This is a genomic window from Asaia prunellae JCM 25354 (assembly GCF_000613885.1).
GTDB classification, from domain to species: domain Bacteria; phylum Pseudomonadota; class Alphaproteobacteria; order Acetobacterales; family Acetobacteraceae; genus Asaia; species Asaia prunellae.
Genome location: NZ_BAJV01000007.1, coordinates 167,500 through 192,977, shown reverse-complemented (window position 1 = coordinate 192,977; position 25,478 = coordinate 167,500). Strand labels below are relative to the sequence as shown.

The window sequence follows — 25,478 nt, the reverse complement described above, 5'->3', positions numbered from 1 at the left end:
ACCGTCCGGAAAATTTTGCCAGACGTTATCAATGCGACTTCCCATGAGACGTATTCTCTGGCTGGTTTATTACAGTTGATCAGACCTGATTACAGATTGCCGGGACTCCATCTGATGAGATTATTTATGGTTGTCGTGGCTTGGCCTACCGAGGGTGGTGCTATAAAATACAGAAAAGAAAGTAAATGAACTCTTGATATCCTATAGTTGGCGAATAATATTTTAACTTGTGCACTTCAGTATTTTCTAATATGTACTACCAATATATAATATATTACGAACATTACGAGATTATTTTTACAAAGGTTTGCATTTGAGCTCGTGCGCATCTGGTTTCCCGGTAAGCTGCTAGGTTCAGGGTGCTGAGGTCAGTCCGCTCAGTCAGTCTGTCCCTGAACTAAAGAGCCCTTAATCTATGATCAGCCAAGGGAGACTTTTGCCAGGCAGATCATTCCAGCAAGGCGGGATCCATGTGATTTCTGATCTGGAACTGTTACGAAAAGAATAATTATTAGCAGTTATAAAAGTACAGAAAATTTGATTCTATAATAAATATAAAAGTACGGCTTACTCGTTTTTTATGACGAATATACTGACGATAATATTGGTACAGAAGTCTCTTCTCTGGTTACCTGATAAACGATTGGTGCAAGAAAATCGTAGCTACGATGCCAAATAATTCCGGGATATGTCAGAACGGAAGAGATTAAATCCGATCTCTCACAACAGAAACCTCGCAGAAAACCGCTCGAATACCTCAAGCAGGAATACGGGCTTTGGAAACGCGTCGGGAGTATGCATAGCCTTCTCAGGAACTTGAGATATGGCGCAATAGACTATGGCCCGGGGGCCAATCATGGTCTTTTTACCGTTCTGCACTTGCCAATTCTGATCAGAGATCTGTCGTTCTGATGCGACGGAAAGATATTTTAGCGATACAAATTTATTGACAAATAAAAACTACAAAAATAGTGTTTTCATCTAAAGCACATTTTAAGGGAGTGTTTTAGATGGTCGAACGAAAATCTACTCTTGCCGGTGGACCAACAGCCCTCGACAGTAATCTCGCTGCCCGTCAGCTCGCCACAGCGCATGTGACAAGTATTCAGAATCGGGAAGTGACGCCGCGCTGGCTGCACAAGTTGCTGCCTTGGGTCAGCGTAGGGGGCGGTGTTTATCGCGTGAACCGTCGTCGCATACTGGCGCCTGATTCAGTTCAGGTTTCGAATACTTATGGAGAGGCAGAAATCGCACTTCTGTCGAGTGTGGATGGCGAACCAAAACTTCCAACAACATTTGTCGACTACGACCCTGATCCGCGTGAATACTATCTTCATAGTGTTCAAACTGTGTTGCGTACACACACGCGTGTTACAGATCTGTATAGCAATGAATTTGATCAGCTTCGCGAGCAGGTACGTGTCGTTATTGATGTGATAAAGGAACGCGAAGAATGGGAGCTCATAAATAATTCTGATTTCGGCTTTCTAAGTGAGGCAGCCCCGGCTCAGCGTATTGAAACGCGAAACGGTCGTCCGACACCAGATGATCTTGATGAGCTTTTGCAAAAGGTCTGGAAGCGCCCCGGTTTCTTCCTGGCGCATCCCAAGGCAATTTCTGCCTTCGCGCGCGAAGCCACGCGGCGCGGTGTTCCACCACCAACGATTACGCTATTCGGGTCGCCTTTTATTACCTGGCGCGGCGTGCCGCTTGTTCCTTCGGACAAGTTGCCAGTTTCTGCTTCAGGTCAGACTTCGATTTTGCTCCTGCGGGTTGGTGAGAACGAGCAAGGTGTTGTCGGACTGCAAAAAACAGGTATCGCAGGTGAGGTCGAGCCCGGGCTTTCAGTTCGTTACAGCGGAACAGATCAGCATGCGGTGGCGTCACATCTGGTGACACGCTATTTTTCAGCCGCAGTGCTGGTAGAGGATGCGATTGCCCGGCTCGATAACGTTTTGATCGATCAATATTATGACTACAGCTGAAGGAATTCCCAGCAGCTCGGACCAGGCCCATACTGGGCTGGTCTACGAGCTTGTCCGCAATGCTTTCAGAGCTTCCGGAGAAGGAGTCAGCAATGTACCGGCTTCTGGTCCACAACCACCTGCACGTCATAATTCGATTTATGAGCCTGTACACCAGGCGTCACCACAGATTGCACCATCTCCCTCAATCGACAGTATTGACTGGTCTGCCGCAAGTTTTTCTCGCGCGCTGACGGTACCAGAGATCCCCATAAAGACATCACAACCGGAAGATTTGTATTTTCTTTCGCCCGAGGCACGTACCCCTCCGGGTTTGTCGCAGACAGAACCGGGGCGCCAAGCGGGAATTCTGCCTTTTGACGTTCACAGGATCCGCAGGGATTTTCCTATCCTCGAGCAGGAGGTGAACGGGCATCGTCTTGTTTGGCTCGATAACGCAGCGACGACACAAAAACCCCAATCGGTTATTGATGCCACTTCGGCATTCTATGAGCGTGATAACTCGAACATCCATCGCGCGGCTCATACCCTTGCGGCGCGTTCGACGGATGCTTTTGAAGGAGCACGTGAAAAGCTTCGACGTTTTGTTGGTGCCAGGGAGGCCGCGGAAATCATATTCCTGCGTGGTACGACAGAGGCGATCAATCTTGTTGCGCAGAGTTATGGTCGTGCGAATATCGGACCCGGTGATGAGATTCTCATTACGACTATAGAGCACCATGCGAATATTGTTCCCTGGCAGATTCTTGCGCAGCAGACAGGAGCTGTTCTTCGCGTGGCTCCAGTAAATGATCGTGGCGAATTGCTGCTCGATCAATTTGTGTCGCTCTTGTCTTCGCGCACGAAACTTGTTTCGGTTACCCACGTCGCCAATTCTCTGGGCACGGTTAATCCGATCGAGCAGATAATTCCGTTGGCGCATTCTTACGGTGTGCCGGTTCTGGTCGATGCTGCGCAGTCTGCGCCACATATTCCGCTTGATGTCACGGCCCTCGACGTGGATTTTCTTGTGCTCTCGGGACACAAAATATACGGGCCGACCGGTATAGGCATTCTGTATGGCAAGCGGAATCTGCTCGAAGAAGCTTCACCCTGGCAAGGTGGCGGGCACATGATCCGGGATGTTACCTTTGCGAAAACCCATTATCAGGGCTTGCCAGAGAAATTCGAGGCGGGGACGCCTGATATTGCAGGTGCCGTTGGGCTGGGAGCTGCGGTTGATTACCTGCAGAGCATCGGTTTGCCCGCGATTGCAGCTTACGAGCATGAATTGCTTGAATATGCTTCCAACAGGCTTGCTTCTGTCTCTGGTCTGAGGCTGATCGGTACTGCGGCAGAGAAAGCCAGTGTGTTATCATTCACTATTGAGAGCTATGAGCCAGGCGATGTCGCCCGTCATCTGGACAGCTACGGCATTGCTGCGCGCTCGGGGCATCATTGTGCTCAACCGGCGCTGCGACGGTTCGGAGTGGAAGAGACTGTGCGAGCATCACTTGGGCTTTATAATACCCATGATGATATTGATGCCCTTGTCCGAGCACTCCGATTGTTGCCTCAGCGCTGATCATGCGATCTGCGCTGAGGCATGATCCCGGAGGAGGATTGCTGTTCGGGGCTTTCGCGGTGCTCATGCGAATCTGTCCTCCTTCTTCTGGAGATAGAAGGAGAACAGGCAACGGGGGTTTACCAGACGGTGAAGCCACCATCGACACTGACGATTGATCCTGTCATCAGGCTTGCTGCGTCTGATGACAGGAATTGCACGACTGAAGCTACTTCCTCCGGCTGACCGACGCGACCCATCGGAGTGCCGTCAATCCAGCGATTGTAAAGGGTAGGATTCTGCATACCGAACCGTGTCAGCGTTGTTTCGATATAGGTAGGGGCAACAGCATTGGCACGAATACCGTGGGGTGCCCATTCTGCGGCGATCGAACGGATATACTGATGGACACCTGCCTTTGAGGCGTTATAGGCGGCTTGTTCCTGTGGTCGGTTCACGATTAGGCCAGACATTGAACCGATCGCCACGATCGCACCGCTTTTCTGTTTGATCATGACCTTACCAGCAGCCTGACAGCAGCGGAATACACCGTTGAGGTTGACGTTGATCTGCTTGAGCCACTGGTCTTCCGTCATGTCCTCGGCCTTGACCTCGGAGATACACATTCCGGCATTTGCGACAAGAATATCGAGCCTGCCATGGCGCGCAGTCACGGCATCGACGGCTTTTATCACGCTTTCTTCTGATGTGACGTCCATCGTGACACTACAGGCATTCAGTCCCTGATCTACCAGGATCTTGGCCGCTTCAGCCGCCTTGTCGCCGTCAAGATCGGCAATCACCACATGGGCGCCAGCCTCGCCAAGGGCGGTTGCACAGCAAAGGCCAATATTCTGGGCGCCACCAGTAATGACAGCAATACGTCCATCGAGGCGCAGTTTTTCCATATACATGGGAGAAGACTTTCTTGTTAGTCAGCGAGACGGTGACGCATGAGTTTGGTCAGCGCCATCCCCCCTGCATCAAAGAGATGACAATTTTCTGCGAGGAGGTGCAGACGAATTGGATGATCCACTTCGCCTCCATGATCGCCATCAGTTTGCACGATAATCAGCGTGCCATCCGGCATGGCAACGTGCAGGAGCGTCAGGGCGCCAAGGCGCTCGACCATGCGGATGATACCCTCGATTTCTCCATTCGGATCGAGAACGATATGTTCCGGACGGATACCAAGTGTCAGGGATTCGGCAGCAGCAGTGTCATTCGGCAATACAGGCACGACGAGAGGGTTGCCGTGGTCCAGCACAACGGTAATGCCTTCGGTACCAGTGCTTCGGACAGTCACAGGCAGAAAATTCATTGGCGGCGATCCGATGAAACGCGCCACGAAGAGATTGCGTGGATGGTGATAAAGCTCGAGGGGTGAACCGACCTGTTCAACCACGCCTTTTTGCAGCACAACAATCTTGTCGGCCATAGTCATGGCTTCAACCTGATCATGTGTCACATAAATGGTCGTCGCCTTGAGGCGTCGATGAAGCGTGGCGAGTTCGACCCGCATCTGTCCGCGCAGAGCCGCATCAAGATTGGACAAGGGCTCATCGAAAAGGAAAACTTTCGGGTTGCGTACAATGGCACGGCCAATTGCAACACGTTGTCTTTGTCCGCCGGAGAGCTGACCGGGCTTGTGTTTCAGGTAGGTATCGAGCTGGAGCGTCTTTGCGACATCGGTAATTTTCTGACGGCGTTCAGCTTCCGGCATGCCGGCGAGTTTCAGGCCAAACTCCATGTTCTGGTACACATTCATATGCGGATAGAGCGCATAGGACTGAAACACCATGGCGAGACCGCGTTTGGCCGGCTCTACGTCATTGACACGTTTGCCATCGATCATCAGATCGCCACCTGAAATCTCTTCCAGGCCAGCAATCATGCGCAGCAGGGTTGATTTGCCACAGCCCGACGGACCGACAAAAACAACAAAATCCTCATCGTTGATGTCGAGCGAAACGCCTTTGATGATTTCTTCCGCGTGATAGGTTTTGCGAATATCGCGCAGTTCAACTTTAGCCATGGGTCACTCCGGGAGAGCGTAAGAAGCATGTGGTAATGATCATTTCACGGCACCAAAAGTCAGGCCGCGTACGAGCTGTTTCTGGCTGAACCAGCCAAAGATCAGGATGGGGGCGACAGCGAGGGTAGAGGCTGCCGAAAGCTTGGCGAAGAACAGCCCTTCCGGAGAGGAAAAAGAGGCAATGAAACTTGCCAGAGGCGCTGCATTCGAAGAGGTCAGATTGAGCGACCAGAAAGCCTCGTTCCAGCACAGAATGAGAGAGAGCAGGGCGGTGGAGGCAATTCCGGGCAGGGCGAGCGGCAAGAGGACAATACTGATTTCCTGCCAGCGATTGGCTCCGTCCATACGTCCGGCTTCGAGGATAGGCACAGGCACTTCCTTGAAGAAGGTATAGAGCATCCAGACGATGATAGGCAGGTTGGTAAGCATGTTGATAATTGCCAGACCGATTACCGTATCGAGAAGATGCGTTGACTTGGCAATCAGATAGACCGGCACCAATACCCCAACCGGCGGTAGCATGCGGGTGGAGAGCATCCAGAGCAGCGTGCCGCGGGTGCGTTTGCCGGGAAAGAAGGCCATGGAATAGGCGGCCGGTACGCCCAGAAGAAGCGCTCCCCCCCGTGGCAAGCACTGACATGAACACAGTATTGAACGTGAAATGCCAGTAATTCTCCTGGGCAAATACGTCATGATAGCTCTGGAGAGTTGGATGAAAGAAAAGATGAGGGGGAGTCGAGATGGCATCCATCTCGCTTTTGAAGCCCGTCAGAACCATCCAGAAAATTGGAAAGAAGATCCAGATGGCTACGGCCCAGCCCACGAGGCCTAGCGCAATCTTGGGCAGACGCTTTGACTTGCGAGACATGATCTCAAGCCTCCAGATTGCGGGCGACCGCACGGACGAGGAAAGCCGCGATGATATTGGCAATGATGATTGCAATCACGCCGCCCGCAGAAGCACCACCGATGTCGAATTGCTGGAGTGCACGCGAGAAAATCAGGAAGGCCAGATTGGTCGATGCAATGCCCGGGCCACCCGACGTCGTGACTGATATTTCAGCAAACACGGTTAGGAGATAAATGGTCTCGATCATGATCACGACCGTAATGGCGCGGCTCAGATGCGGCAGAATGATGTAACGAAAGCGCGCAAAAGGCCCGGCACCATCCATGCGTGCCGCTTCTTTCTGTTCATGGTCAAGGGACTGCACGGCGGTCAGCAGGATGAGCACAGCGAATGGCAGCCATTCCCAGGCAACAATCATCATGACTGTCTGCATGGGATAATGCGCCAGCCAGTCGATGGGCTGAAGCCCGATACCTCGCATGAATGCGCTGTACACCCCGTATATCGGATGCAGCATAAGATTTTTCCACAGGAGAGCGGAGACGGTTGGCATCACGAAAAAGGGCGAGATGACCAGTACGCGCGCGATGCCTCGCCCCCAGAAATCCTGATCGTAAAGTATAGCGAGCAGAATGCCGCCACCGACACTGATAACGAGTACACCCAGAACAAGAAGAATGGTGTTGAAAAGCGAATAGAGAAAATCGGGATCGGTCAGCAGATAGATGTAATTACTGAAGCCGGCAAAACCCTTCAGGGTTGGATCGACCAGATTGTAGTTCTGGAATGAGTACCAGAGGGTCAGAACGAGGGGAATCAGGGACCAGATCAACAGGATGATCACGGCAGGGGAGAGGAATAATCCGGCGCCTGATTTACGTTTCACCCGTTTCGGTGGGACGATGACGGCTTCCATAGGTGAGCTCCGCAGGCGACGTGCCGCCTGTACTGGCTGTGGACGAAAACTCTCGGAAGATGCCCGCCGCCGCTTTGACAGAAGCGTGCCGGACATCCGGCGACAGGATTCAGGAGGCGAGTGCCTCCCGCATCAGATCGCGGTGACGTAACTGTTCCTGATGCATTGACTGGAAAACGGAAAATTTTGCATCGTGATAACGTTTCGTACGCGCATCGGGAGCAATCTCGGAACCGATACGAGCCATCTGCGACATGGCGCTGCGCATGTCATCATAGACATTTCCGGCGACGCGCCGAGAATGGCAGAACCGAGAAGGACGGCGTCCGGCTCCTGAGGCAGAAGGATGCGACAGCCTGTGGCATTGGCATGTTCTCGCAGGAAAACAGGGTTTTTTGTTCCGCCGCCAGTGGCAAAAATGGTGTCGATTGCATAGCCTTTGGCATTGAGCGCGCGAATGATGTCGCGCGTACCGTAAGCCAGAGCCTGAATGGTTGCGAGATAGAGTTTTGCGAGATCATCAAGCGTAGCCGAAAGACCAAGGCCGCTTACCATGCCTTTCAATGTCGGATCGGCGTGGGGGGAACGATTACCATGGAAATCGGGAAGGACGTGGAATTCCGCCGTCAGTGAGCCGGGGAGGGTATTCTGCTCGAGTATGGCGAGGCGTTCGTTGAGCACCTCATAGACCGTACGGTTTTCAGCTTTTGCGGTTTCTGCAAGAGCTGGTCCCTGAGCATGGGTTGTAATGACGAAATCTACAAGGGATCCTACTGCTGACTGACCTGCTTCATTCAGCCACATGCCAGGCAACATGGCCTCGGAATAGGGCCCCAAATCCCATCCACGTAGCGGGCGTCCTGTGAAACGACCATATGACAGCTCGACGTCCCCCCAATCAGGGCAAGACTGCGATTGAGGCTTTGTCGTCAAGTGTATCTCCTGACGCGGCACCAAGAACGCCAATTCCGCCAGCATGGGCATCGATTGCCGAAACACCGACCGGAATACCTGCGGTGAGGCCGAGATCTTCCGCAGCGGCACTACTTAACCCGTTACCGACCACTTCGCCAAGCGGCCGTACCATGTCACCAATACGGCGATATTTTTCCTCGACGAGTTCCCCCAGGCCGATTGCTTCAAAATAGCTGTCATCCCACCCCTTGTCATGAGCGAGATAGGTCCATTTGCAGACAGTCGAGCAGCAGCTGCGTGAATCAGCTCCTGTAGCCCGCCAGGTCAGGTAGTCCGGCAGATCAAAGAAATAACCGGCGCGGACAAAGGTCTCGGGCATGTTGCGTTTGAGCCAGAGCAGTTTCGGTGTTTCCATTTCCGGGGAAATGACACCGCCGACATAGCGCAATACGTCATATGTACCGGCATTGATCTCCGCGGCCTCTTTCATGGCGCGATGATCAGCCAGAGAATGACATCCTGCTCCGGGGCCTTGTGGATCAACAGAAAGGGGCTCTCCCTTGCCATCGAGCACGACAAGGGAGCAGGTCGCGTCAAAACCGATGCCGCGTACGACCGGTGTTTTCCCGGCAAGTTCCGTCATGGCCGTACGGACAGATTTGCAGACCGCTTCCCAGATATCAGCCGAGGATTGCTGGATGAAGTCGTTTTGAGGGCGCCAGCTTCTGGTTGCAACCACGCAAGACGCCAGTTTCTTTCCCTCGAGGGAAAACACACCGGCGCGTGCGCTGCCTGTCCCGACATCCACGCCAATCACTACATCCATGGAAGCTCATCCAAACTCTTACGAATTCGTCATATTCACATGCTCCCTGTGGGATGCAACTCACCAATGCGTGTTAAATGTATCAATCTGCATGATACAAAGCACAAAAAACCCGGCACCTTGTGATGCCGGGTTTTGAGATCATGTACAGAAAGCGGCAGATCAGAAATTCACGCCTGCCTGCAGGAAGACGTTACGCCCCATGATAAGGCTGCCATACTGATACACGTTGGTATTGGTGGCACCATCAACCACGTAGGGTGGCTTCTTGTCGAAAAGATTGCGCACACCCGCCTGGAATGACCAGCGATTGAGCTGATATCCCAGCGTGATGTCGTGTGAGAAGATGCCCGGTGTCTTGTAACGTCCACCCGTATCCTTTGTCAGGTCAACAGACTGGTCGTTCCACACCATGCCGCCTGTGTAGTTCATCATATAGGTAAAGCTGAACGCATCGTGACGCCACGTTGCCGTGGTGTAGTTGCGCACGCGCGGCTGCCCCGAGTTGTTGTTGTAGAGCAGGCGGCCATCATAATTGAACCATTGTCCGCCCGGCACATATTGCTGCTGATAGCTGATGAGCTGCTGGAAATTGTTGCTCAGGCTCAGGCGATCGTGACGGGTGATACGGAACGTGTAGTCCAGATCGAGGTCGAGACCACCCGTGCGCATGCCGCCCAGATTCTCGTACAATGCTGACGCGGTCTGTATCTGCTGGTTCTGGTTGTTGCGTATGATACCGCTGCAATAGCCGGTATTTGCACCAGTATAACATTGATCAAGAAGATACTGGGTTCCAATGGCGCTGATCATGTTCTTGACAGTGTAGTGCCAGTATTCAGCGGAGAGCGAGAGGCCTGGCACCCAGTGAGGCGTGAGCACCGTACCAAAAGTGTACGTACGGCCCGTTTCAGGCTTGAGAGCACCATTGCCGCCTTGCAGCGTCGGAACCTGACCCGCGGTCACCATCGTGAAATTCGCAGGGATCCCCTGACGTGCGCAAGAGGCGGCGACCATGGGTGAAGAGGCCCCGTAGCTCGAGACCTGAGCACAGGGATCATTGGCAAATTCGTAGCTCAGCTGCTGGCCGCTATACAGCTGATAGACGCTTGGCTGACGGTAGGATGTTCCCAGCGTTCCACGGAAGCGGATATCCCGGTTGGGTGCCCAGTTGATGGCAACTTTCCAGTTCTTGGCACCGCCAAACGTATTATAGGACGAGTAACGGCCCTGCGCGTCGATTGTCAGATCCTTTGCGAGGAACGCATTCTTGAGCAGATTCAGCTTGCCTTCGAGATAGCCTTCCGAAACGTTGAATCCGCCACCGGCATAGGCCTGGGTATTGGTAAGGGTAATACCCTGCTGAACCAGCGGATCAGGCTGTCGCTCATCTGCTCGCTGCGGTGTTCCATACCCAGGGCAATACCCAGATCTCCACCATTCTTCCAGGGCATGGAAATAACGTGGTTATTGTGAACGCGGAAATTGGTATCACGGAACTGGTACTGGATATTCTCGACGGTCGTATAATTCGCGTAATTGGCGCCTTGCTGCGTCAGGCGACCGAATGGCGAAGACAGTTCGCAGCCAGCCGATGCCTGACAGACTGACGGATCATAGCTGAGGGTTGTATCCGGATTACCCGGATCATCCGCACGCAAGCCCCATGCGTTGAGAAGTTTCGCATAGTTACCAACATTGAGCGTGCGTACCTGCTCGCGGTTCACACCGTAGGTATAGGATGCGTCATACATCCAGCCCTTGTAGATCTCGCCTTTGGCACCGAACATGCCGGTGACGGTGTCTGAAGCCCGTTCGGTACGACGGGAGCCGAATTCGCTCATGCGACGATATACCTGCATCTGCTCGCCGAATTCGTTACCCGGATAATCAGCAGGAACAAGAATGGAGCTGGGTAGTGAGCTTGGGGGGATGGAGCCGCTGACCGGAACAGGGGCCATGAAGCTGTTAGTGGTGCGATGGCTGTAAAGCACATTCGCATAGAGTGTCAGATGCTTGTTGACATCGTAATGTGTGTCACCGGAAAGCGAGGAATCCTGATAGGAGTTTGTCAGGTTCTGATCGCGATTGAACGGATAGCGATCGCTGCTGGCGAAAGGAACGAAGGTCTTTCCGTTATCATGACTGGTAAAGGAATCACCCGCTGTGTTGTAGAAACGGCCTGTGGTAGGATTGCCCGAACCAAATGTCGGTTGTCCCGTTACCGGATTGTTCTGTGCTGCAGGATTTGCCCAGGCACGGTTACGCTGCATGACACCGGTCGAGGTCAGGTACTGACCAAAAAGGGTGATGTTTCCCTTGCCGTGATCGAAATTCCATCCCTTGAAGGCCGAGAGCATGCCTTCGGGTGCATCGCCATATTGCGAAATGCTACCGCGCATCGTGATATTGCCTGTGGTAATATCGTGACGCATCTTGATGTTGATAACGCCGGATACCGCGTCGGCGCCATAGAGCTCTGAACCACCGTCCTTGAGAATTTCAACACTCGCGACCTGCTGGATCGGTATCGAGTTGAGATCGACGCAGTTGGAGGCGCCATTGACCGTCGTGCGTTTGCCATCAACCAGCACAAGCACACGAGAAAGGCCCAGATTGCGTAGATCAACGCAGGAAACGCCGCCGCCACCATTGGTTACGGCGTTTGAAACGCCACTGGAACCCACAGAAGGCAGGCGCATGAAGAAATCGCCCAGGTTATTGACGCCTGTCTGGGAGATCTGCTTTGCCGTCACGATCTGAACGGGATTGGCGTTGGTGTTATTGGACGTGCTCAGCGCCGAACCAACGACCGTGATGCTCTCGTTTCCTGCCGGGGCCGGGCCAGAAAGGTTACGCAAGGCAGCCGAGCGACGCGCGACCGCTGGTGTCGCAGATGAAACGGTGCCGCTTGTCGCAGCAGCAGCCCTGGGCGTTGCACGGGTGCTGTGTCTGGATGCTGACTTGTGAGGGGCCTTGTGGAGGGCGGTGCTGCTTTCTGTGGCTGCCTGTGCTGTGACGCTTACGCCTGCAAGAATTGTGGCTCCAAGCAGTAACGAAGCGTGGCGGAAGCGAATGCGGGAAATGGCCATTGGTCACTTTCGCGAAAGAAAATGGTGGCGGAAAATATTCCGGATTGGCTTCGAAATGGCACAGCGTGATCCAGGGTTTCAATCTCGTAATGTATGGTCACACCCTGTAATTGTGACATTTCCATTGCGATGTGTTCCGTATGCAACAGGCTGTTGCATGCCTTTGTTATAAAAAATTAAAAATTTGTCTTTATGGACAATTTTATTACCTGACTTCCTCTTGACCGGATTATCACGGAAACTTTACAGTGCTTCTGCTCGCGATTTCGCGAGCATAATAACAGCCTCCTGCGAGCCGCCATGTCCCTGCATCCTGTCGTTGCGTCAGTCACAGAGCGCATTATCGAACGCTCCGCCGTGTCGCGGCGGCGTTACCTTGCCCTGATGGAACGCAACCGTCAGAAAGGTATTTCACGTCCGCGCCTGGCCTGCGGCAATCTGGCTCATGCGCTGGCGGCATCAGGAGAGGACAAGGCCCGTCTCATGCGCGGTGGTGGCGTCAATCTGGGCGTGATCACCAGTTATAATGACATGTTGTCGGCGCATCAGCCGTATGCGCGCTATCCCGACCAGATGAGAGTTTTTGCACGTGAAGTCGGTGCTACCATTCAGGTGGCAGGGGGTGTGCCTGCCATGTGTGATGGTGTCACGCAGGGCCAGGAAGGCATGGAGCTCTCCCTGCTGTCGCGCGACAATATCGCGATGGGTACGGCGATTGGCCTGAGTCATGGCATGTTTGAAGGAGTTGCCCTGCTCGGCATATGCGACAAGATCGTGCCCGGGCTCCTCATGGGTGCGCTTCGTTTTGGCCATTTGCCTGCTCTGCTTATACCAGCCGGGCCGATGACTTCCGGCCTGCCCAACAAGGAGAAGCAGCGCGTCCGGCAGCTTTATGCCGAGGGTAAGGTTGATTCAGGTGCACTGATGGAAGCGGAAGCTGCGTCCTATCACAGTGCCGGTACATGCACGTTTTATGGCACAGCCAATACAAACCAGATGATGGTCGAGCTCATGGGGCTGATGCTACCTGACTCGGCTTTCTGGAATCCGAACAGTCGTATCCGTCAGGCGCTCAATCGCAAGGCGGTTCATCGTCTTGTCGAGATATCCCGCCCCGGTGAGGATCATCGCCCGTTGGCGCATCTTGTGGATGAGAAAGCGATCGTCAACGCAGCCGTCGGTCTTCTGGCGACAGGTGGTTCAACCAATCACGCCATTCATCTCCCTGCTATTGCCCGTGCCGCCGGAATCTGTATCGACTGGAGTGATCTGGACAGACTTTCTGCCGCCATACCGTTGCTGACACGTGCCTATCCCAATGGTTCTGCCGATGTGAATGCGATGCAGGAAGCGGGCGGTTTGCCGACGCTCATTGCAGCCCTTTGTGAAGGCGGAATGCTGCATCAGGACATTCTGACAGTATCGAAAAACGGTTTTGCCGACTATGCCTGTCGTGCACGTCTGGAAGGAGAGGCCCTGCTTTACAGCGCTGCGCGACCTTCTGCTGATCGTGGTGTTCTGCGCGACGTGAAGGATCCGTTTCGTAAGGATGGCGGGATGCGTCTTGTTCAGGGATCACTTGGCGGGGCATCTACAAGACCAGCGCGGTTGACGAGGATCGCCAGACCATCGAAGCGCCTGCTGCCGTGTTCCATACACAGGAAGATGTCATTGCTGCTTTCAAGGCAGGCAAGCTCAACCGCGATGTAATCGTGGTCGTGCGTTTCCAGGGACCGGACGCGAATGGCATGCCTGAACTGCACCGCCTGACCCCGGCACTTGCTGTTCTGCAGGACAAGGGCTACCGCGTGGCGCTGTTGACTGATGGCCGCATGTCCGGCGCCAGCGGCAAAGTCCCTGCGGCTATTCATATCTGTCCCGAGGCGCAGTCAGGTGGCCCGATTGCCCGGATCGAGGATGGTGACATGCTGCGTATCTGTGCTCGTCGGGGCGAGATTGAAGTTCTGGTGGATCCTGCGATATGGGGGCGGCGCATCGCGGCACAACCGCCTCTGCCGGGGGCAGGGACCGGGCGCGAATTGTTCACCCTCATGCGCAGCCGTTCCGACAGCGCCGAAAAAGGCGGCTCAGCCATGCTCGCTGCCCTGGAAGATGTGATGGACAGTCACGGCCCGGAACTCGATAAGGAAGATACAGATGCTCGATACAACAATGCTGGACGCCGTGATGACGAGATGTCCGGTCATTCCGGTTCTGGTGATACCCGAGCTCTCGCTGGCGCGACCGATCGCGCAGGCGCTGGTAGCGGGTGGACTGACCACGCTTGAAGTGACGCTTCGCACCGAATGCGCATTCGAGGCCATTCGCGAGATGTCAAAGGTTGAGGGCGCGCATGTCGGAGCCGGGACCGTTCTGAATGGTGATGATCTCGCACGTGCCGTCGATGCTGGCGCACAATTCATTGTAAGCCCGGGATTGACGCCTGAAGTCGCGGCAGCAGCCCAGCGTCACGATGTGCCTCTGCTGCCTGGCGTGGCCAACGCAGGTGATATCATGCGTGGTCTGGATCTGGGGTTGAGCCGGTTCAAGTTTTTCCCGGCCATGGCCAATGGTGGCCTGCCTGCCTTGAAGGCGCTTGCCTCTGTCTTTGGCCGGGTCAAATTCTGCCCCACGGGTGGAATCAGCGAGGAGAACGCGTCGGAATGGCTGGCTGAGCCGGCAGTGAGTTGCGTAGGTGGTTCCTGGCTGACATCCGGGCGATTTGAGGCGGCCACGGTCGAAGCGCGGGCACATCGCGCGGCGCATATCAGTCGTTAATTACATTTTGGTGTAACCTGCGTGACATGATTTTTCATTCCACGCAGGAGAGTATCCTGCCATTGTGCAAGATACAGTCGAAACCGGCATTTCAGATCAGATCTCCAGCTCCGGATATCATTTCACTAATTAAATTTTTATCATTCGGGGAATTGCCAATTCGGCCTAAAGCGCCGAATAAAAAGTAATGTGCCTTTTCTACGCTCTTATTGAAATTCACGGCAGTCTGGCGCGCCTGTGACCAAACAGGGGCGCTCTTTCTTCGGGCTGGCCGGGGTGATTGTCCTGGCGATGACAACCGAGCTGAACGAGCAGGTCTCATCCCAATCCCTTCCCGACATCCTCGGTGGTCTTGGCATCAGTCACGATGCCGGGACCTGGTTCAACAGTCTCTATCTGTCGGCTGAAATCTTCGGCATGTCGCTTGCGCCCTGGCTGGCGCTAACATTCGGTGTCCGGCGTTTTGCTGTCAGTGTTGCCGTAACAGCAAGTCTTTCCGCTTCCCTGATTCCGTTCACTGATAATCTGACTCTTCTCTATATGCTGCGTATTGTCGAAGGGCTGGCCGGTGGTTTTGCCATTCCGCTTGTGCTGATGACTGCCCTGAGAGTACTGGCCCCCCCAATCAGGCTTTACGGTCTTGCAGCCTATTCCCTGACCGCGACATTCTTTCCCAATCTGAGTACGGCGCTTGCCGGTTTATGGACCGATCTGGTTGATTGGCGCTTTGTCTTCTGGCAGGCGGTGCCTTTCGGAAGTCTCGCAGCCTCGTTGCTCTGGTATGGTATTCCCGTCGAAAAGCCGAATTACAAACGTTTTGCGCGGTTTGACTGGAAAGGGGCGCTGCTGATCCTGTTTGGCTTCGGGGCATTTTCAACCGTTCTTCAGCAAGGTGACCGTTTTGACTGGTTCAATTCGCCAGCCATATGCGTGTTATCGCTTATTGCAGCGATCTGTCTGCCCTTGCTGGTCTATAACGAATGGAACCAGCACACGCCGCTTTTCAGGTTTCAGCTTCTGGGTCGGCGTAATTTTGCTTATGGGGCTTCGACCCTTCTGGTCTTTCTTGTCGTCTCCTTAGCCTCTTCGACATTGCCTGCCAGCTTTCTGCAGGAGGTGGCTGGGTACCGGCCCGAGCAGATCTATCTCGTGACGCTGGAAATTGCCTGTATCCAGCTCGTCATGCTGCCTTTCATGGCCGTTGTGCTGAACAGCAAATCAGTTGACAGTCGTGTCGTGAGTCTTCTGGGTATGATGCTTATCCTCATGGCCTGTGCCGGAGACAGTTTCATGACGGTAGGCTGGAACCGTAACGAGTTCTATCTGTGGCAGATCTTCATGGGGGCCGGTGAGGCCATGATCGTCATGCCACTCCTGATGATGTCGACAAATTCGCTGGTGCCAGCCGAGGGGCCATTTGCTGCAGCCATGGTCAATACGCCTCGTGCCGTGGCCCAGGCCATAGGGATATGGCTCCTGCAACTGATTCATCGCTGGCGCGGTGGCCTGCATTCCAATCGGATGACAGATCGTCTTGGCGTTGACCGTTATCGTACTTTTCAGGCCAACGCGCTTCCGCTCCAGAAGCCAGCGCCTTTCTTGCCAGATGGAACGCCACGCACAAACGACTCTCTCCTGACCTTCAAGTCACAACTTGCACATCAGACAACGGTTCTGGAGTTGTCTGACGCCTATATGATCATTGCGGCTATCACAATCTGCCTGATGCTGTCTGTTCTGCTTCTGCCGCAACGCACTTTCCCCCCCGTCTCATGTTCATAAAGAAACAGTCCTGACCCATGGCCTTTGACGATCAAGAGAGCACCCCTGCAAAATGGCCGTTCGTTGTAACCGCCCTTATCATTGCGGTGTTCAGCGGCATTATTCTGGCCATCATCTTCGTGCCGTCCAGACATGTCTGGACCAATGATGCCTATGTCACAGCCCATTATGCGACAATTGCGCCGCGTATTCCTGGCCAGATCATTGAAGTACTGGTCGATGACAACCAGACAGTCAGGGCGGGGCAGGTTCTGGCACGCCTCGATCCCAGCGACTACGAGACAGCGCTTATGCGCAGCAAGGCACAGCTTGTTCATGATGCGGCACTGGTGAACGATGCCCAGGCCAGTGTCGAGCGCCAGCCAAGCATGATCGAAGAGAGCAAGGCCGAAGCTGCGCGCATCAGCGCGCAACTCGTTTATGCACGGCAGAATGCCCAGCGCTATCACAATCTTGCTCAGACCGGTGCCGGCTCGAACCAGGAGCGGCAAATGACCGATGCCTCCATGAGGGAGATGGAAGCCAATCTTCAGAGCATGAATGCGCGTATTGTGGCAGCTGAAGCCGAGTTGCCCATTCTGCGCGCCCGTCATGAGGCTGCGCTGAAAACACTGGAAATCGACCGTGCCATTATTCGGCAGGACGAGCTCAATCTATCCTATACGGAAATACGGGCTCCGCTGGATGGTATGGTTGGTGAGAAAACGGTCCAGAATGGCAATTATGTAGCCCCCGGCGCTGCCCTGATGGCTGTCGTCCCTATGGATCAGCTCTGGATCATGGCGAATTATCGTGAGATCGCCTTGCGTCATATGCGCCCGGGCCAGCACGCGCGTATCCACGTCGATGCATATGATATGGATCTGGATGGGATTGTTGACAGCATACCGCCCGCTTCTGGCGCTGCCTTCGCTCCCATTGCACCGGAGAATGCGACGGGCAACTTTACCAAGATCGTGCAGCGTCTTCCGGTCAAGATTGTCGTTGCCCCGGGACAGCCCCTCGCAAAACTGTTGCGAATGGGATTTTCGGTTGAGACCAGTGTCGATACCCATCTCGAGAACGTCGTGGATGAACAGCAGCATAGCACTGCCGGAATCACTTCACGATGAAGACTCTCGCACGGCGACTGACCGGAATTGCGACAATGGCGGTCCTGGCGGGATGTACACTCGGGCCAGATTTCAAACGGCCTGATATCATCGCACCGACATTTCGGCGAAGAGCCACAGGGATTGGCCGGGGCAACTTATGGTGGTCCGGTCGATATCACGTGGTGGAAACTTTTCAACGATCCTGTACTGAACAGACTGATCGACCGGCTGGCCGTGCAGAATATTGATCTGCAAAGAGGGATGCAGCGTATTCAGGAAGCACGTTCCCAGACCCGTATCGCAGCGGCGCAGGGTTTACCAAGTCTTGACTGGGCAGGTTCCTACGCACGCACCCATCAGAGTATGACCGGGTTTATCTCTCTTGTTGAACCAAGAGCAGGCGCGCCGAACGAATATAACTTCTTTCAGAACACACTTGGCGCTTCCTGGGACCTTGATCTGTTTGGTCAGATCAGAAGAGCCGTTGAGGCGCAGCGCGCTACGCAGGAGGCTGCAATAGAAGCGAGGCATGGTCTTGCACTCAGCACTATCGCCACTCTTGTCGATTCCTATATGCAACTCAGGGGTGTCCAGGATCAGATTGCCATAACAGAGCGACATCTCGACGTTTCCGATCATGATGTCGCGCTTGTCCAGGCCAGGTTTGGCAATGGCGCAGCAACAACACTTGATCTGGCGCAGGCCCGCACCGAACAAGCCAATACGGCCTCAGCTCTACCGAATTTGCGGAATTCGGAGAGTGCTCTGATCAATGCGATCGGTCTGTTGCTGGATGAACCTCCACGCAGCCTTGCTGTCGAACTGGCGCGACGGGAAAATGCGCTACCGATTATTGTTCCAGCGGCGCCGATCGGTCTTCCCTCAGCTCTGGCGCGCAGACGTCCGGATATCCGTGAGGCAGAAGCACGTCTGCATGTAGCCACTGCCGGCGTTGGCGTCGCTGTTGCGGCTTTCTATCCGGATATCACGCTGACAGGACAAATGGGGACCCAGACGCTTTCTGCGGCCAATTTCTTCTCCTTGCCCTCGCGGCAATTTGCGACTGGTCCGACGCTTTCCGTACCTCTCTTCGAGGGAGGGCGTCTGCGCGGGACCCTCGCATTGCGCAAGGCAGAGCAAAAGGATGCTGCGCTGGCTTTTCATCAGACCGTCATGACAGCCTGGAATGAGGTCGATAATGCCTTGACGGCATATGCCCAGTCCCAGAAACGACTGATCCAGACCGAGATAGCCTGGAAGGAGAGCCGCAAGGCTGTATCAATCGCCCAGCAGCAATACCGTGAGGGGGCAGTCGATTTTTTGCAGGTTGATTTGGCAGAGAGCGCTGCCCTTGCGGCAGAGGCCAGATTTTCAGCCAATCGCATACAGATCGCAACAGCTTTTGTCTCACTATACAAGGCTCTTGGCGGTGGGTGGGAATATGCACCCTTTTCAGAAAATAATGCTTTAAAACCAAGATAATAAATAGATTACATCATATTTCTGATTAACCGTGATTTATGTCATCCTGTATATGAGGAGATGAGTTCAGGCGCTTGATTATAAAGTTTTTTTCCTATCTAGGTATTGCTGGGCAAATACGAGGCCGATCCAGTAAAAGTTACTGACAGCCCCGATATTGGTTTTGAATAAAATTCCCTTATAATCATAGGCATAGACGTGACAGCGAAACTGATGTCATAAGGCGGCATGATCGGACGTTCTCATATCGTTCTTGGTGTCGCCTGCGCCATCACGGCCTCCTCAATGGGGTATGTGCCGCTTACTTTTGCCAGTCTTGGCGCTGCTGCGCTCGGGAGCCTTGCTCCCGACCTTGATACTGAACGGTCGCTTCTTGGCTGCAGAATGGTCTGGTTGTCACGCCCGATCTCACGGCTTTTCGGTCATCGCACTGTCACGCATTCCCTTTTTGTGCCGTTGCTGACTGGTGGGGTTCTGGCCCATTATTCAGGGATTGGGGGGCTGCGGTCAGCCTGGGGCGCTTTTCTGATTGGCTACATCAGTCATATTCTGGCTGATCTCATGACCGGAGGATGCTGGGCGCTGTATCCCCTGTCCAGAAACAGGGTTTCATTGTGGCCCTATGCCAAGACCGGGAGCATGAGAGAATATCTCCTGCTGATATCCTCTCTCGGATTATTGAGCTGCGTAACCTATCATTATCTCTCGCGCCAGCTTCCACAGTCCGGACAGAAGCTGCATCATTCTGCCTTCATTGCGTTAACGCGTCCGGGTGACTATGAGCAGCTCTGAAATTCAGCTATTCTGGAGCCCCTGATGTCCTCTCCCGATCGTCTGCCCATCCGCCGGGCGCTTCTTTCCGTCTCAGACAAGGCGGGTCTGATCGACCTCGGCAGGGCACTCGTTGCAAAGGGTGCTCAGCTTCTCTCGACCGGGGGCTCAGCCAAGGCGCTACGCGAAGCCGGGCTGGATGTCACCGATGTTTCCGACCATACCGGTTTTCCTGAAATTCTGGATGGCCGCGTCAAGACACTCGTGCCGCAAATCCATGGCGGTATTCTCGGTCGTCGTGATCTCGCGTCGCATCTTGCCCAGATGGAGCAGCATGAGATTGCGCCCATCGATCTCGTTTGTGTCAATCTCTATCCTTTTGCTGCGACAGTTGCCTCTGGTGCAGGCGCAGAAGTGTGCATTGAGAATATTGATATCGGCGGGCCAGCCTCATCAGGGCCGCGGCGAAAAACCATGATCATGTTGTCATTCTGACCGAACCCAAGCAATATGGGGCCCTCATCGATGCGCTGGCCCAGGGAGGTTCCACTCTCACTGAACGTCAGCTCTGGGCGGGCGCTGCTTATGCCCATACGGCCGCGTACGACTCAATGATTGCATCATGGCTTGCGACGCAGCGTGGTGATGCCCTTCCGGAGACAATGACATTGAGCGGGACACGACGCGAATTGCTGCGTTACGGCGAAAATCCCCATCAGAATGCGGCTTTCTATGTCACATCGGAAAAGCGTTACGGCATTGCGACGGCAACCCAGATCCAGGGCAAGGCGCTGAGCTACAACAACCTCAACGATACCGATGCCGCTTTCGAGGCTGTTGCCGAATTTGACAAGCCAAGCGTTGTGATTGTGAAACATGCCAATCCCTGCGGTGTCGCCTGTGCGGAAACGCTGCAAGCTGCCTGGCAGGCCGCATTGAAATGCGATCCGGTATCGGCCTTTGGCGGCATCGTTGCGCTCAACCGCTCTCTTGATGAGGCGACCGCCGAACAGATCGCGTCGATCTTCACGGAAGTTATCGTGGCGCCCGACGCGACTGAGGAAGCGAAGGTCGTTCTGAGCCGGAAGAAGAACCTGCGCCTTCTGCTGACCGGTGGTGTGCCCTCTGCTCTTGCTGAGGGCCTGACGTTCAAGTCGGTTGCCGGTGGTTTCCTTGCCCAGAGCCGTGATGCAGGGCAGGTGAAAGAGACCGAGCTGCGTGTGGTAACCAAACGCGCTCCCACGGAAGCAGAGATGGCAGATCTGCTTTTTGCTTTCCGTGTCGCCAAACACGTCAAGTCGAATGCCGTTATCTATGCCAAGGGCGGTGCAACAGTCGGTATTGGCGCCGGTCAGATGTCGCGGGTTGACTCGGCCCGTATTGCCGCGCGTAAAAGCCTCGATGCAGCTGAGGCCGCTGGCGAGACCGTGGCACTGACCCAGGGTTCGGTCGCGGCGTCGGATGCATTCTTTCCTTTTGCAGACGGGCTTGAAAGCGTGATTGCTGCCGGTGCTGTGGCTGTTATCCAGCCTGGTGGATCAATCCGCGATCAGGAGGTGATTGACGCAGCCGACGCAGCCGGGATTGCCATGGTGTTTACCGGGATGCGCCATTTCCGGCATTGATCAACAAGGCGCAGGACAGGGCTTGGAGCAGGAGGGCAGGATGGATAACCGGTTTCTGGCATTTTCGGCGGCCATGGGATTATCCGCCTTCTTGTGGGGTATGTCGGGTGTAGCCCACGCTGCAACGCCCCCGACGGTTGATCATGCTGTCGGGACCAATTGTGTATTCGATCTTTCCAGCCTGCCGCGTTTTTCGGGAAGGATCGAACGTCTTCTGCCGGGCACTCAGGGCGACGCGATCGGTGCCATCCTTGTTGATGGCACTGAGGTGGAGATGGCGCCCGGCCTTGCCGCACAGGATCACCACCTTCGTGCAGGGGCGGTGTTGACAGTCAGGGGGTTGGCAGCCCCGTCTCTGCATCTGGTACGTGCCTTTGCCCTTGCCGCTCAGCAGGATGTCTGTGCGGCTCCCATGCCTGAGCTGGTGACTTCGGCACCGCCAGCTACCGCCGAGGGGCGGATCGTACGTCTGCTTCATGACGGAGATGGCGCACTGAATGGTGCCTTGCTGGATACGGGGGCGGTAATACGCGTCCCCGCTTCCGGTGCGAGAACGGCCCTCCTGAAACCCGGTTTACCACTTTACGCAGATGGTTATGGTTACCAGACAGCCTATGGCAAGCTGGTTGTGGCGCGTCGGCTTGGCCCGAACCGCCTGCAAGCCATACACATATCGGATGAACCTCTGATCCCACGCGGGGCGCCGCCGGGATCAGACGGATATGACCAGATCACTCTACCTGGCGGTACAGAATAGGATCAGGCTGTATACCTGTGTCAGACAATATCTGACTCACGCAGGGCAAGAGTCAGACAGGGTGAGAGGGGCAGGATCGGGGCCACTGTTGCCTGAAACGCGTGATACAGATCGGCCTTGTCCGGGTAGACGTCACCTGAGATCTTTCCATCCGCATCGACTTCATTGCGCCAGCCGCCTCTCTCGTGATCGATCAGGCTTCGGCGATGTAATCCCAGATCTTGCGGTACCACAGCTCATATGCCGGGCTGCCTGTCCGTTTGAGAAGATTGATTGCAGCGGTGACTGTTTCTGCCTGCACCCAGTGGGCCCTTACAGTGACATGGGGCTTGTGATCCCAGTCTATCGTGTAAATCATGCCAGGCTTGCCATCGGGTGCCCAGCCATAGCGAAGAGCAGAGTCAAGCAGAGCGCGTGAATCATGCAACATCCATCCAGGAGCAATGCCTTCGCGGCGCAGAAGGGCAGCTTCGACTTTGATGGTAAGATGTGCCCATTCGGCAAAATGACCCGGGGTCATCCCATAGGGACGAAGTGAATCTGTCGGCTTGTCCTTGTTGTAATCGCGCAGGAGTGACCATTCGCGATTGAAATGCTCGGGCATGCAATAGTCATGGCTTCCGGCGATCTCATGTACGAAACGATGAACGATACGGTGCGCACGCTTGAGCCATTCGTCATTGCCAGTGATGTCCGCAAGGGCAAGGCAGGCCTCGGTCGAATGCATATTGGCATTGGCACCACGATAATCCTCTTCGTCGCTCCAGTCGCGAGCGAAGCTTTCGCGCATGACGCCTTCTTCTTCAGACCAGTAATGTTTTTCGAGGATTTCTGTCGCAAGGGAAAGAAGCTTTTCGCCGCCTTCCACGCCGAGTAGTGTTGCAGACGATCCGGCAAGAGCAACAAAGGCATGAAGATAGGCCTGTTTGCGATTTTCCGGCGCAGCTGGGCTTTCGAACCAGCGCCGTGATCCTTGTCATGAAGAGGACCAAGCAAGGCCGCAACACCGTGTTGCACGAGCGGCAGACAGCCGGGAATGCCCTGAAGGGCGGCCATCGAGAAGGCATGCACCATGCGCGCTGTCAGAATACCATCGGGCTGTGCATCGTCTGGAAGACTGCCGTCACGCCCCAGAGCGCCAAATCCGCCTTCCATACGCGCTGCCTGGGAGAAGCGCAGAAGGTGACGTCCTTCAGCAGCCAGCCACAAGCGGTGAGCAGCCCGTCGGACCCAGCTCGTTTCAGGCAGAAGCATGGGGGAGAGTAGATCGGTCATCGTGTGATCCTGTCCAGATGTCGTTTTGATCAACACGCAGGGAAAGGGGGGTGGTTGCTCCTGATGTTCTGAAATGACCCGGATATGGTCTGAAAGGAGTGTTGACGGGCGAGGCGAAACAAGAATTCACTGTCACTCCGACAAGGCAAAACTTATGATAGGCCGCGATATGCTCCCGCAGAACCATCAGGCCTGCCGGGAAATCATGAGCAATGCCGTCAACCGCGGAATTTTGAGCAGGGTGATCAAGAAGAATATGCCGTTTTCCAAAACCACCAGTGCCAATGCGCAGGATCTTTCAAGTTTCGGCAAGCTTCCCCTTGCTGTAGCCCGCAATCGCGGCATGTGGCCCAAGCCGCACTACCAGCATGTCTTGGTTGCCTGTGCCCGATGGGAAACCGAGAATGTCGTCGAATGGCTCTCCTATCATCGCTCCTTGGGGTTCGATCATGTCTATCTTTATTGTAATGATGATGATCCGACGGCACTTTATACAGCTATCCTGCCTTTCCTTCAGGAAGCTGCACCCTTTGTGACTTTTCATCATTATCGGTATCAGGGTGAACAGTTGCAGATGTATCGTCATTTTCTCAGGCATTATGCCCATGAGACGAAATGGCTCATGTTCCTCGATCTGGACGAATTTGTATGTCTGCCGGGAAGCAATAATATAAGGGACGTCAGTAATCGTTTCGGTGCGGAATACGATGCGGTCTATCTGAACTGGTGCGGTTACGGGCATTCCGGATATGGCGTGCGGCCAAAGGACGGTATTTTACGCAATTATATCAAGCGGGAGGTCGGAGCCTCGCCCTTCACCAAGATACTTGCCAAGACAGGCGCTGTTTCCTACCGGCTTTCCTTCGACAATCCTCTGATTGCTATCCATCATGATCTCTACGCACTGGGTGCGCCGCTGCGGGCGTGCAACATGCTCGGAGAATCAATGGAGGGTTATTATGATAATTTTCCGGAACATGCCTGGAATTTTCTGAATGAGGAAAACCGGCGGGTCCGTCTGGTAGAGGCTGGCTATATCGCTCATTTCAACATTCGCTCGGAAGACGATTTTGCCCGCAGGGTAGAACGTGGATGCAAGGGTGATTTCGGGCCCCAGACCCACTGGAAGAACAAGAGCCGGGAAGAGCGTCAGGCCTATCATGCCGATACGAATGCGGTAACCGACACTTATCTCAGGGATTACTGGCAATCCCTGGTTGGTAAAGGCCTTGAGACGACCATCATCAGAGGCTCTTCCTGGCCGTTGCTCTCGGTCGGCAAACGCGCCACCCAGACCTCGACTGTGCATGAAGGTTCACGTGATGAGGACGCCTGCCGTGCAGTCTCCGGTCGTTTGACCGGACGCCCGCAGCACCACACCGCTCTGGAGGACAATCCCTGGTGGATGGTCGATCTGGGCGCGCTTTGTCACATACATGAGATCATGATCTTCAATCGTCTCGATGGTGTGCTGGAGCGAATGTCGAGTTTCAAGGTGGAGGTTTCCCATGATCGTTTCTTCTGGAATACGATTATCGATCGCCAGAACGGACCTGTTTTCGGAGGTCTTGATGGTACACCATTCGACTGGCAGAGTGAGGAAGGTGTTCTTGGGCGTTATGTACGCGTGACGGTACCAGGTGTGCAGGTCTATTTGCAGACAGATCAGATCGAGATTTATGGTCGTCTCTTCTCGCTTGCCGAATTCGAGAAACAGCACAAATCAAGCCTCGAAACTGCCTGATCAGGTTT

General features: G+C 54.5%; 17 protein-coding genes and 5 pseudogenes. 12 read left to right on the top strand and 10 right to left on the bottom strand.

The window, feature by feature from the left end; genetic code table 11:
* The 3 genes from JCM25354_RS21805 to JCM25354_RS17540 all read left to right on the top strand — a co-directional run.
* Positions 1-189 (top strand): hypothetical protein (locus JCM25354_RS21805; RefSeq protein ID WP_206777981.1); only part of this gene is annotated, 189 nt, incomplete at its 5' end.
* 821 nt (positions 190-1,010) lie between these two features.
* A complete protein-coding gene (locus tag JCM25354_RS07820) occupies positions 1,011-1,985 on the top strand; it encodes a family 2B encapsulin nanocompartment shell protein (protein WP_025885598.1) in 975 nt (324 codons plus the stop codon).
* A complete protein-coding gene (locus JCM25354_RS17540) occupies positions 1,972-3,549 on the top strand; it encodes a SufS family cysteine desulfurase (RefSeq protein WP_025885597.1) in 1,578 nt (525 codons plus the stop codon). The genes JCM25354_RS07820 and JCM25354_RS17540 overlap by 14 nt, the downstream gene beginning before the upstream one ends.
* Before the next feature lie 119 nt (positions 3,550-3,668).
* Here JCM25354_RS17540 and JCM25354_RS07810 read toward each other — a convergent pair whose 3' ends face one another.
* From JCM25354_RS07810 to JCM25354_RS22405, 8 genes and pseudogenes are all read right to left on the bottom strand, one after another.
* Positions 3,669-4,442, bottom strand: a complete 774-nt coding sequence (locus JCM25354_RS07810; protein WP_025885596.1) for an SDR family NAD(P)-dependent oxidoreductase — start codon at positions 4,440-4,442, stop codon at positions 3,669-3,671.
* 17 nt (positions 4,443-4,459) lie between these two features.
* Positions 4,460-5,563: an ABC transporter ATP-binding protein gene (locus JCM25354_RS07805; RefSeq protein WP_025885595.1), complete on the bottom strand. Its 1,104-nt coding sequence runs from the start codon at positions 5,561-5,563 to the stop codon at positions 4,460-4,462.
* 39 nt (positions 5,564-5,602) lie between these two features.
* Positions 5,603-6,431, bottom strand: a pseudogene (locus JCM25354_RS17535) (carbohydrate ABC transporter permease).
* Between the two features lie 4 nt (positions 6,432-6,435).
* Complete coding sequence (locus JCM25354_RS07795) at positions 6,436-7,329, bottom strand: carbohydrate ABC transporter permease (RefSeq protein WP_025885594.1); 894 nt, start codon at positions 7,327-7,329, stop codon at positions 6,436-6,438.
* 132 nt (positions 7,330-7,461) lie between these two features.
* Entirely contained in the window at positions 7,462-8,262 is an 801-nt protein-coding gene (locus JCM25354_RS23720; RefSeq protein WP_408734980.1) for an FGGY-family carbohydrate kinase, read from the bottom strand.
* Complete coding sequence (locus JCM25354_RS23715; protein ID WP_408734979.1) at positions 8,228-9,070, bottom strand: FGGY family carbohydrate kinase; 843 nt, start codon at positions 9,068-9,070, stop codon at positions 8,228-8,230. Before JCM25354_RS23715 ends, JCM25354_RS23720 begins: the two co-directional genes overlap by 35 nt.
* Positions 9,071-9,232: 162 nt before the next feature.
* Positions 9,233-10,348, bottom strand: coding sequence for a TonB-dependent receptor domain-containing protein (locus tag JCM25354_RS22410; RefSeq protein ID WP_369345747.1), 1,116 nt, complete (start codon positions 10,346-10,348; stop codon positions 9,233-9,235).
* Between the two features lie 2 nt (positions 10,349-10,350).
* Positions 10,351-12,162: a TonB-dependent receptor plug domain-containing protein gene (locus JCM25354_RS22405; protein ID WP_243443961.1), complete on the bottom strand. Its 1,812-nt coding sequence runs from the start codon at positions 12,160-12,162 to the stop codon at positions 10,351-10,353.
* Between the two features lie 300 nt (positions 12,163-12,462).
* Here JCM25354_RS22405 and edd point away from each other — a divergent pair.
* The 8 genes and pseudogenes from edd to JCM25354_RS07745 form a co-directional block, all read left to right on the top strand.
* A pseudogene (gene edd / locus JCM25354_RS17520) lies at positions 12,463-14,273 on the top strand (phosphogluconate dehydratase); the annotation flags it as partial.
* A 46-nt stretch (positions 14,274-14,319) separates the two neighbouring features.
* On the top strand, positions 14,320-14,940 hold the full coding sequence (eda, locus tag JCM25354_RS07775) for a bifunctional 4-hydroxy-2-oxoglutarate aldolase/2-dehydro-3-deoxy-phosphogluconate aldolase (RefSeq protein WP_025885593.1): 621 nt from the start codon (positions 14,320-14,322) through the stop codon (positions 14,938-14,940).
* Positions 14,941-15,177: 237 nt separating this feature from the next.
* Positions 15,178-16,722: an MFS transporter gene (locus tag JCM25354_RS07770; protein WP_025885592.1), complete on the top strand. Its 1,545-nt coding sequence runs from the start codon at positions 15,178-15,180 to the stop codon at positions 16,720-16,722.
* A 17-nt stretch (positions 16,723-16,739) separates the two neighbouring features.
* Positions 16,740-17,834: an HlyD family secretion protein gene (locus tag JCM25354_RS07765; RefSeq protein ID WP_025885591.1), complete on the top strand. Its 1,095-nt coding sequence runs from the start codon at positions 16,740-16,742 to the stop codon at positions 17,832-17,834.
* Positions 17,835-17,957: 123 nt separating this feature from the next.
* Positions 17,958-19,298, top strand: a complete 1,341-nt coding sequence (locus tag JCM25354_RS17515) for an efflux transporter outer membrane subunit (RefSeq protein WP_243443960.1) — start codon at positions 17,958-17,960, stop codon at positions 19,296-19,298.
* Positions 19,299-19,526: 228 nt separating this feature from the next.
* Positions 19,527-20,090: a metal-dependent hydrolase gene (locus JCM25354_RS17510; protein WP_025885590.1), complete on the top strand. Its 564-nt coding sequence runs from the start codon at positions 19,527-19,529 to the stop codon at positions 20,088-20,090.
* A 24-nt stretch (positions 20,091-20,114) separates the two neighbouring features.
* Positions 20,115-21,694, top strand: a pseudogene (purH, locus tag JCM25354_RS17505) (bifunctional phosphoribosylaminoimidazolecarboxamide formyltransferase/IMP cyclohydrolase).
* Positions 21,695-21,734: 40 nt separating this feature from the next.
* Positions 21,735-22,451 (top strand): hypothetical protein, encoded by a 717-nt coding sequence (locus JCM25354_RS07745; protein WP_025885589.1) that lies wholly within the window; start codon positions 21,735-21,737, stop codon positions 22,449-22,451.
* A gap of 20 nt (positions 22,452-22,471) precedes the next feature.
* Here JCM25354_RS07745 and JCM25354_RS17500 read toward each other — a convergent pair.
* Together JCM25354_RS17500 and JCM25354_RS23400 are read right to left on the bottom strand one after the other, a co-directional pair.
* Positions 22,472-23,328: pseudogene (locus JCM25354_RS17500) on the bottom strand (AGE family epimerase/isomerase); the annotation flags it as partial.
* A 143-nt stretch (positions 23,329-23,471) separates the two neighbouring features.
* Positions 23,472-23,606: pseudogene (locus tag JCM25354_RS23400) on the bottom strand (AGE family epimerase/isomerase); the annotation flags it as partial.
* Positions 23,607-23,880: 274 nt separating this feature from the next.
* Between JCM25354_RS23400 and JCM25354_RS07735 the strand changes: the two are divergent.
* A complete protein-coding gene (locus tag JCM25354_RS07735) occupies positions 23,881-25,470 on the top strand; it encodes a glycosyltransferase family 2 protein (protein ID WP_025885588.1) in 1,590 nt (529 codons plus the stop codon).
* Positions 25,471-25,478 lie beyond the last annotated feature (8 nt).

What these genes read in the sequence shown, in the direction of transcription:
- JCM25354_RS07820 (WP_025885598.1), top strand. Translation starts at nt 1,011, where the DNA reads ATGGTCGAACGAAAATCTACTCTTGCCGGTGGACCAACAGCCCTCGAC.
- JCM25354_RS17540 (WP_025885597.1), top strand. Translation starts at nt 1,972, where the DNA reads ATGACTACAGCTGAAGGAATTCCCAGCAGCTCGGACCAGGCCCATACT.
- JCM25354_RS07810 (WP_025885596.1), bottom strand. Translation starts at nt 4,442, where the DNA reads ATGTATATGGAAAAACTGCGCCTCGATGGACGTATTGCTGTCATTACT.
- JCM25354_RS07805 (WP_025885595.1), bottom strand. Translation starts at nt 5,563, where the DNA reads ATGGCTAAAGTTGAACTGCGCGATATTCGCAAAACCTATCACGCGGAA.
- JCM25354_RS07795 (WP_025885594.1), bottom strand. Translation starts at nt 7,329, where the DNA reads ATGGAAGCCGTCATCGTCCCACCGAAACGGGTGAAACGTAAATCAGGC.
- JCM25354_RS23715 (WP_408734979.1), bottom strand. Translation starts at nt 9,070, where the DNA reads ATGGATGTAGTGATTGGCGTGGATGTCGGGACAGGCAGCGCACGCGCC.
- JCM25354_RS22405 (WP_243443961.1), bottom strand. Translation starts at nt 12,162, where the DNA reads ATGGCCATTTCCCGCATTCGCTTCCGCCACGCTTCGTTACTGCTTGGA.
- eda (WP_025885593.1), top strand. Translation starts at nt 14,320, where the DNA reads ATGCTCGATACAACAATGCTGGACGCCGTGATGACGAGATGTCCGGTC.
- JCM25354_RS07765 (WP_025885591.1), top strand. Translation starts at nt 16,740, where the DNA reads ATGGCCTTTGACGATCAAGAGAGCACCCCTGCAAAATGGCCGTTCGTT.
- JCM25354_RS17510 (WP_025885590.1), top strand. Translation starts at nt 19,527, where the DNA reads ATGATCGGACGTTCTCATATCGTTCTTGGTGTCGCCTGCGCCATCACG.
- JCM25354_RS07745 (WP_025885589.1), top strand. Translation starts at nt 21,735, where the DNA reads ATGGATAACCGGTTTCTGGCATTTTCGGCGGCCATGGGATTATCCGCC.
- JCM25354_RS07735 (WP_025885588.1), top strand. Translation starts at nt 23,881, where the DNA reads ATGATAGGCCGCGATATGCTCCCGCAGAACCATCAGGCCTGCCGGGAA.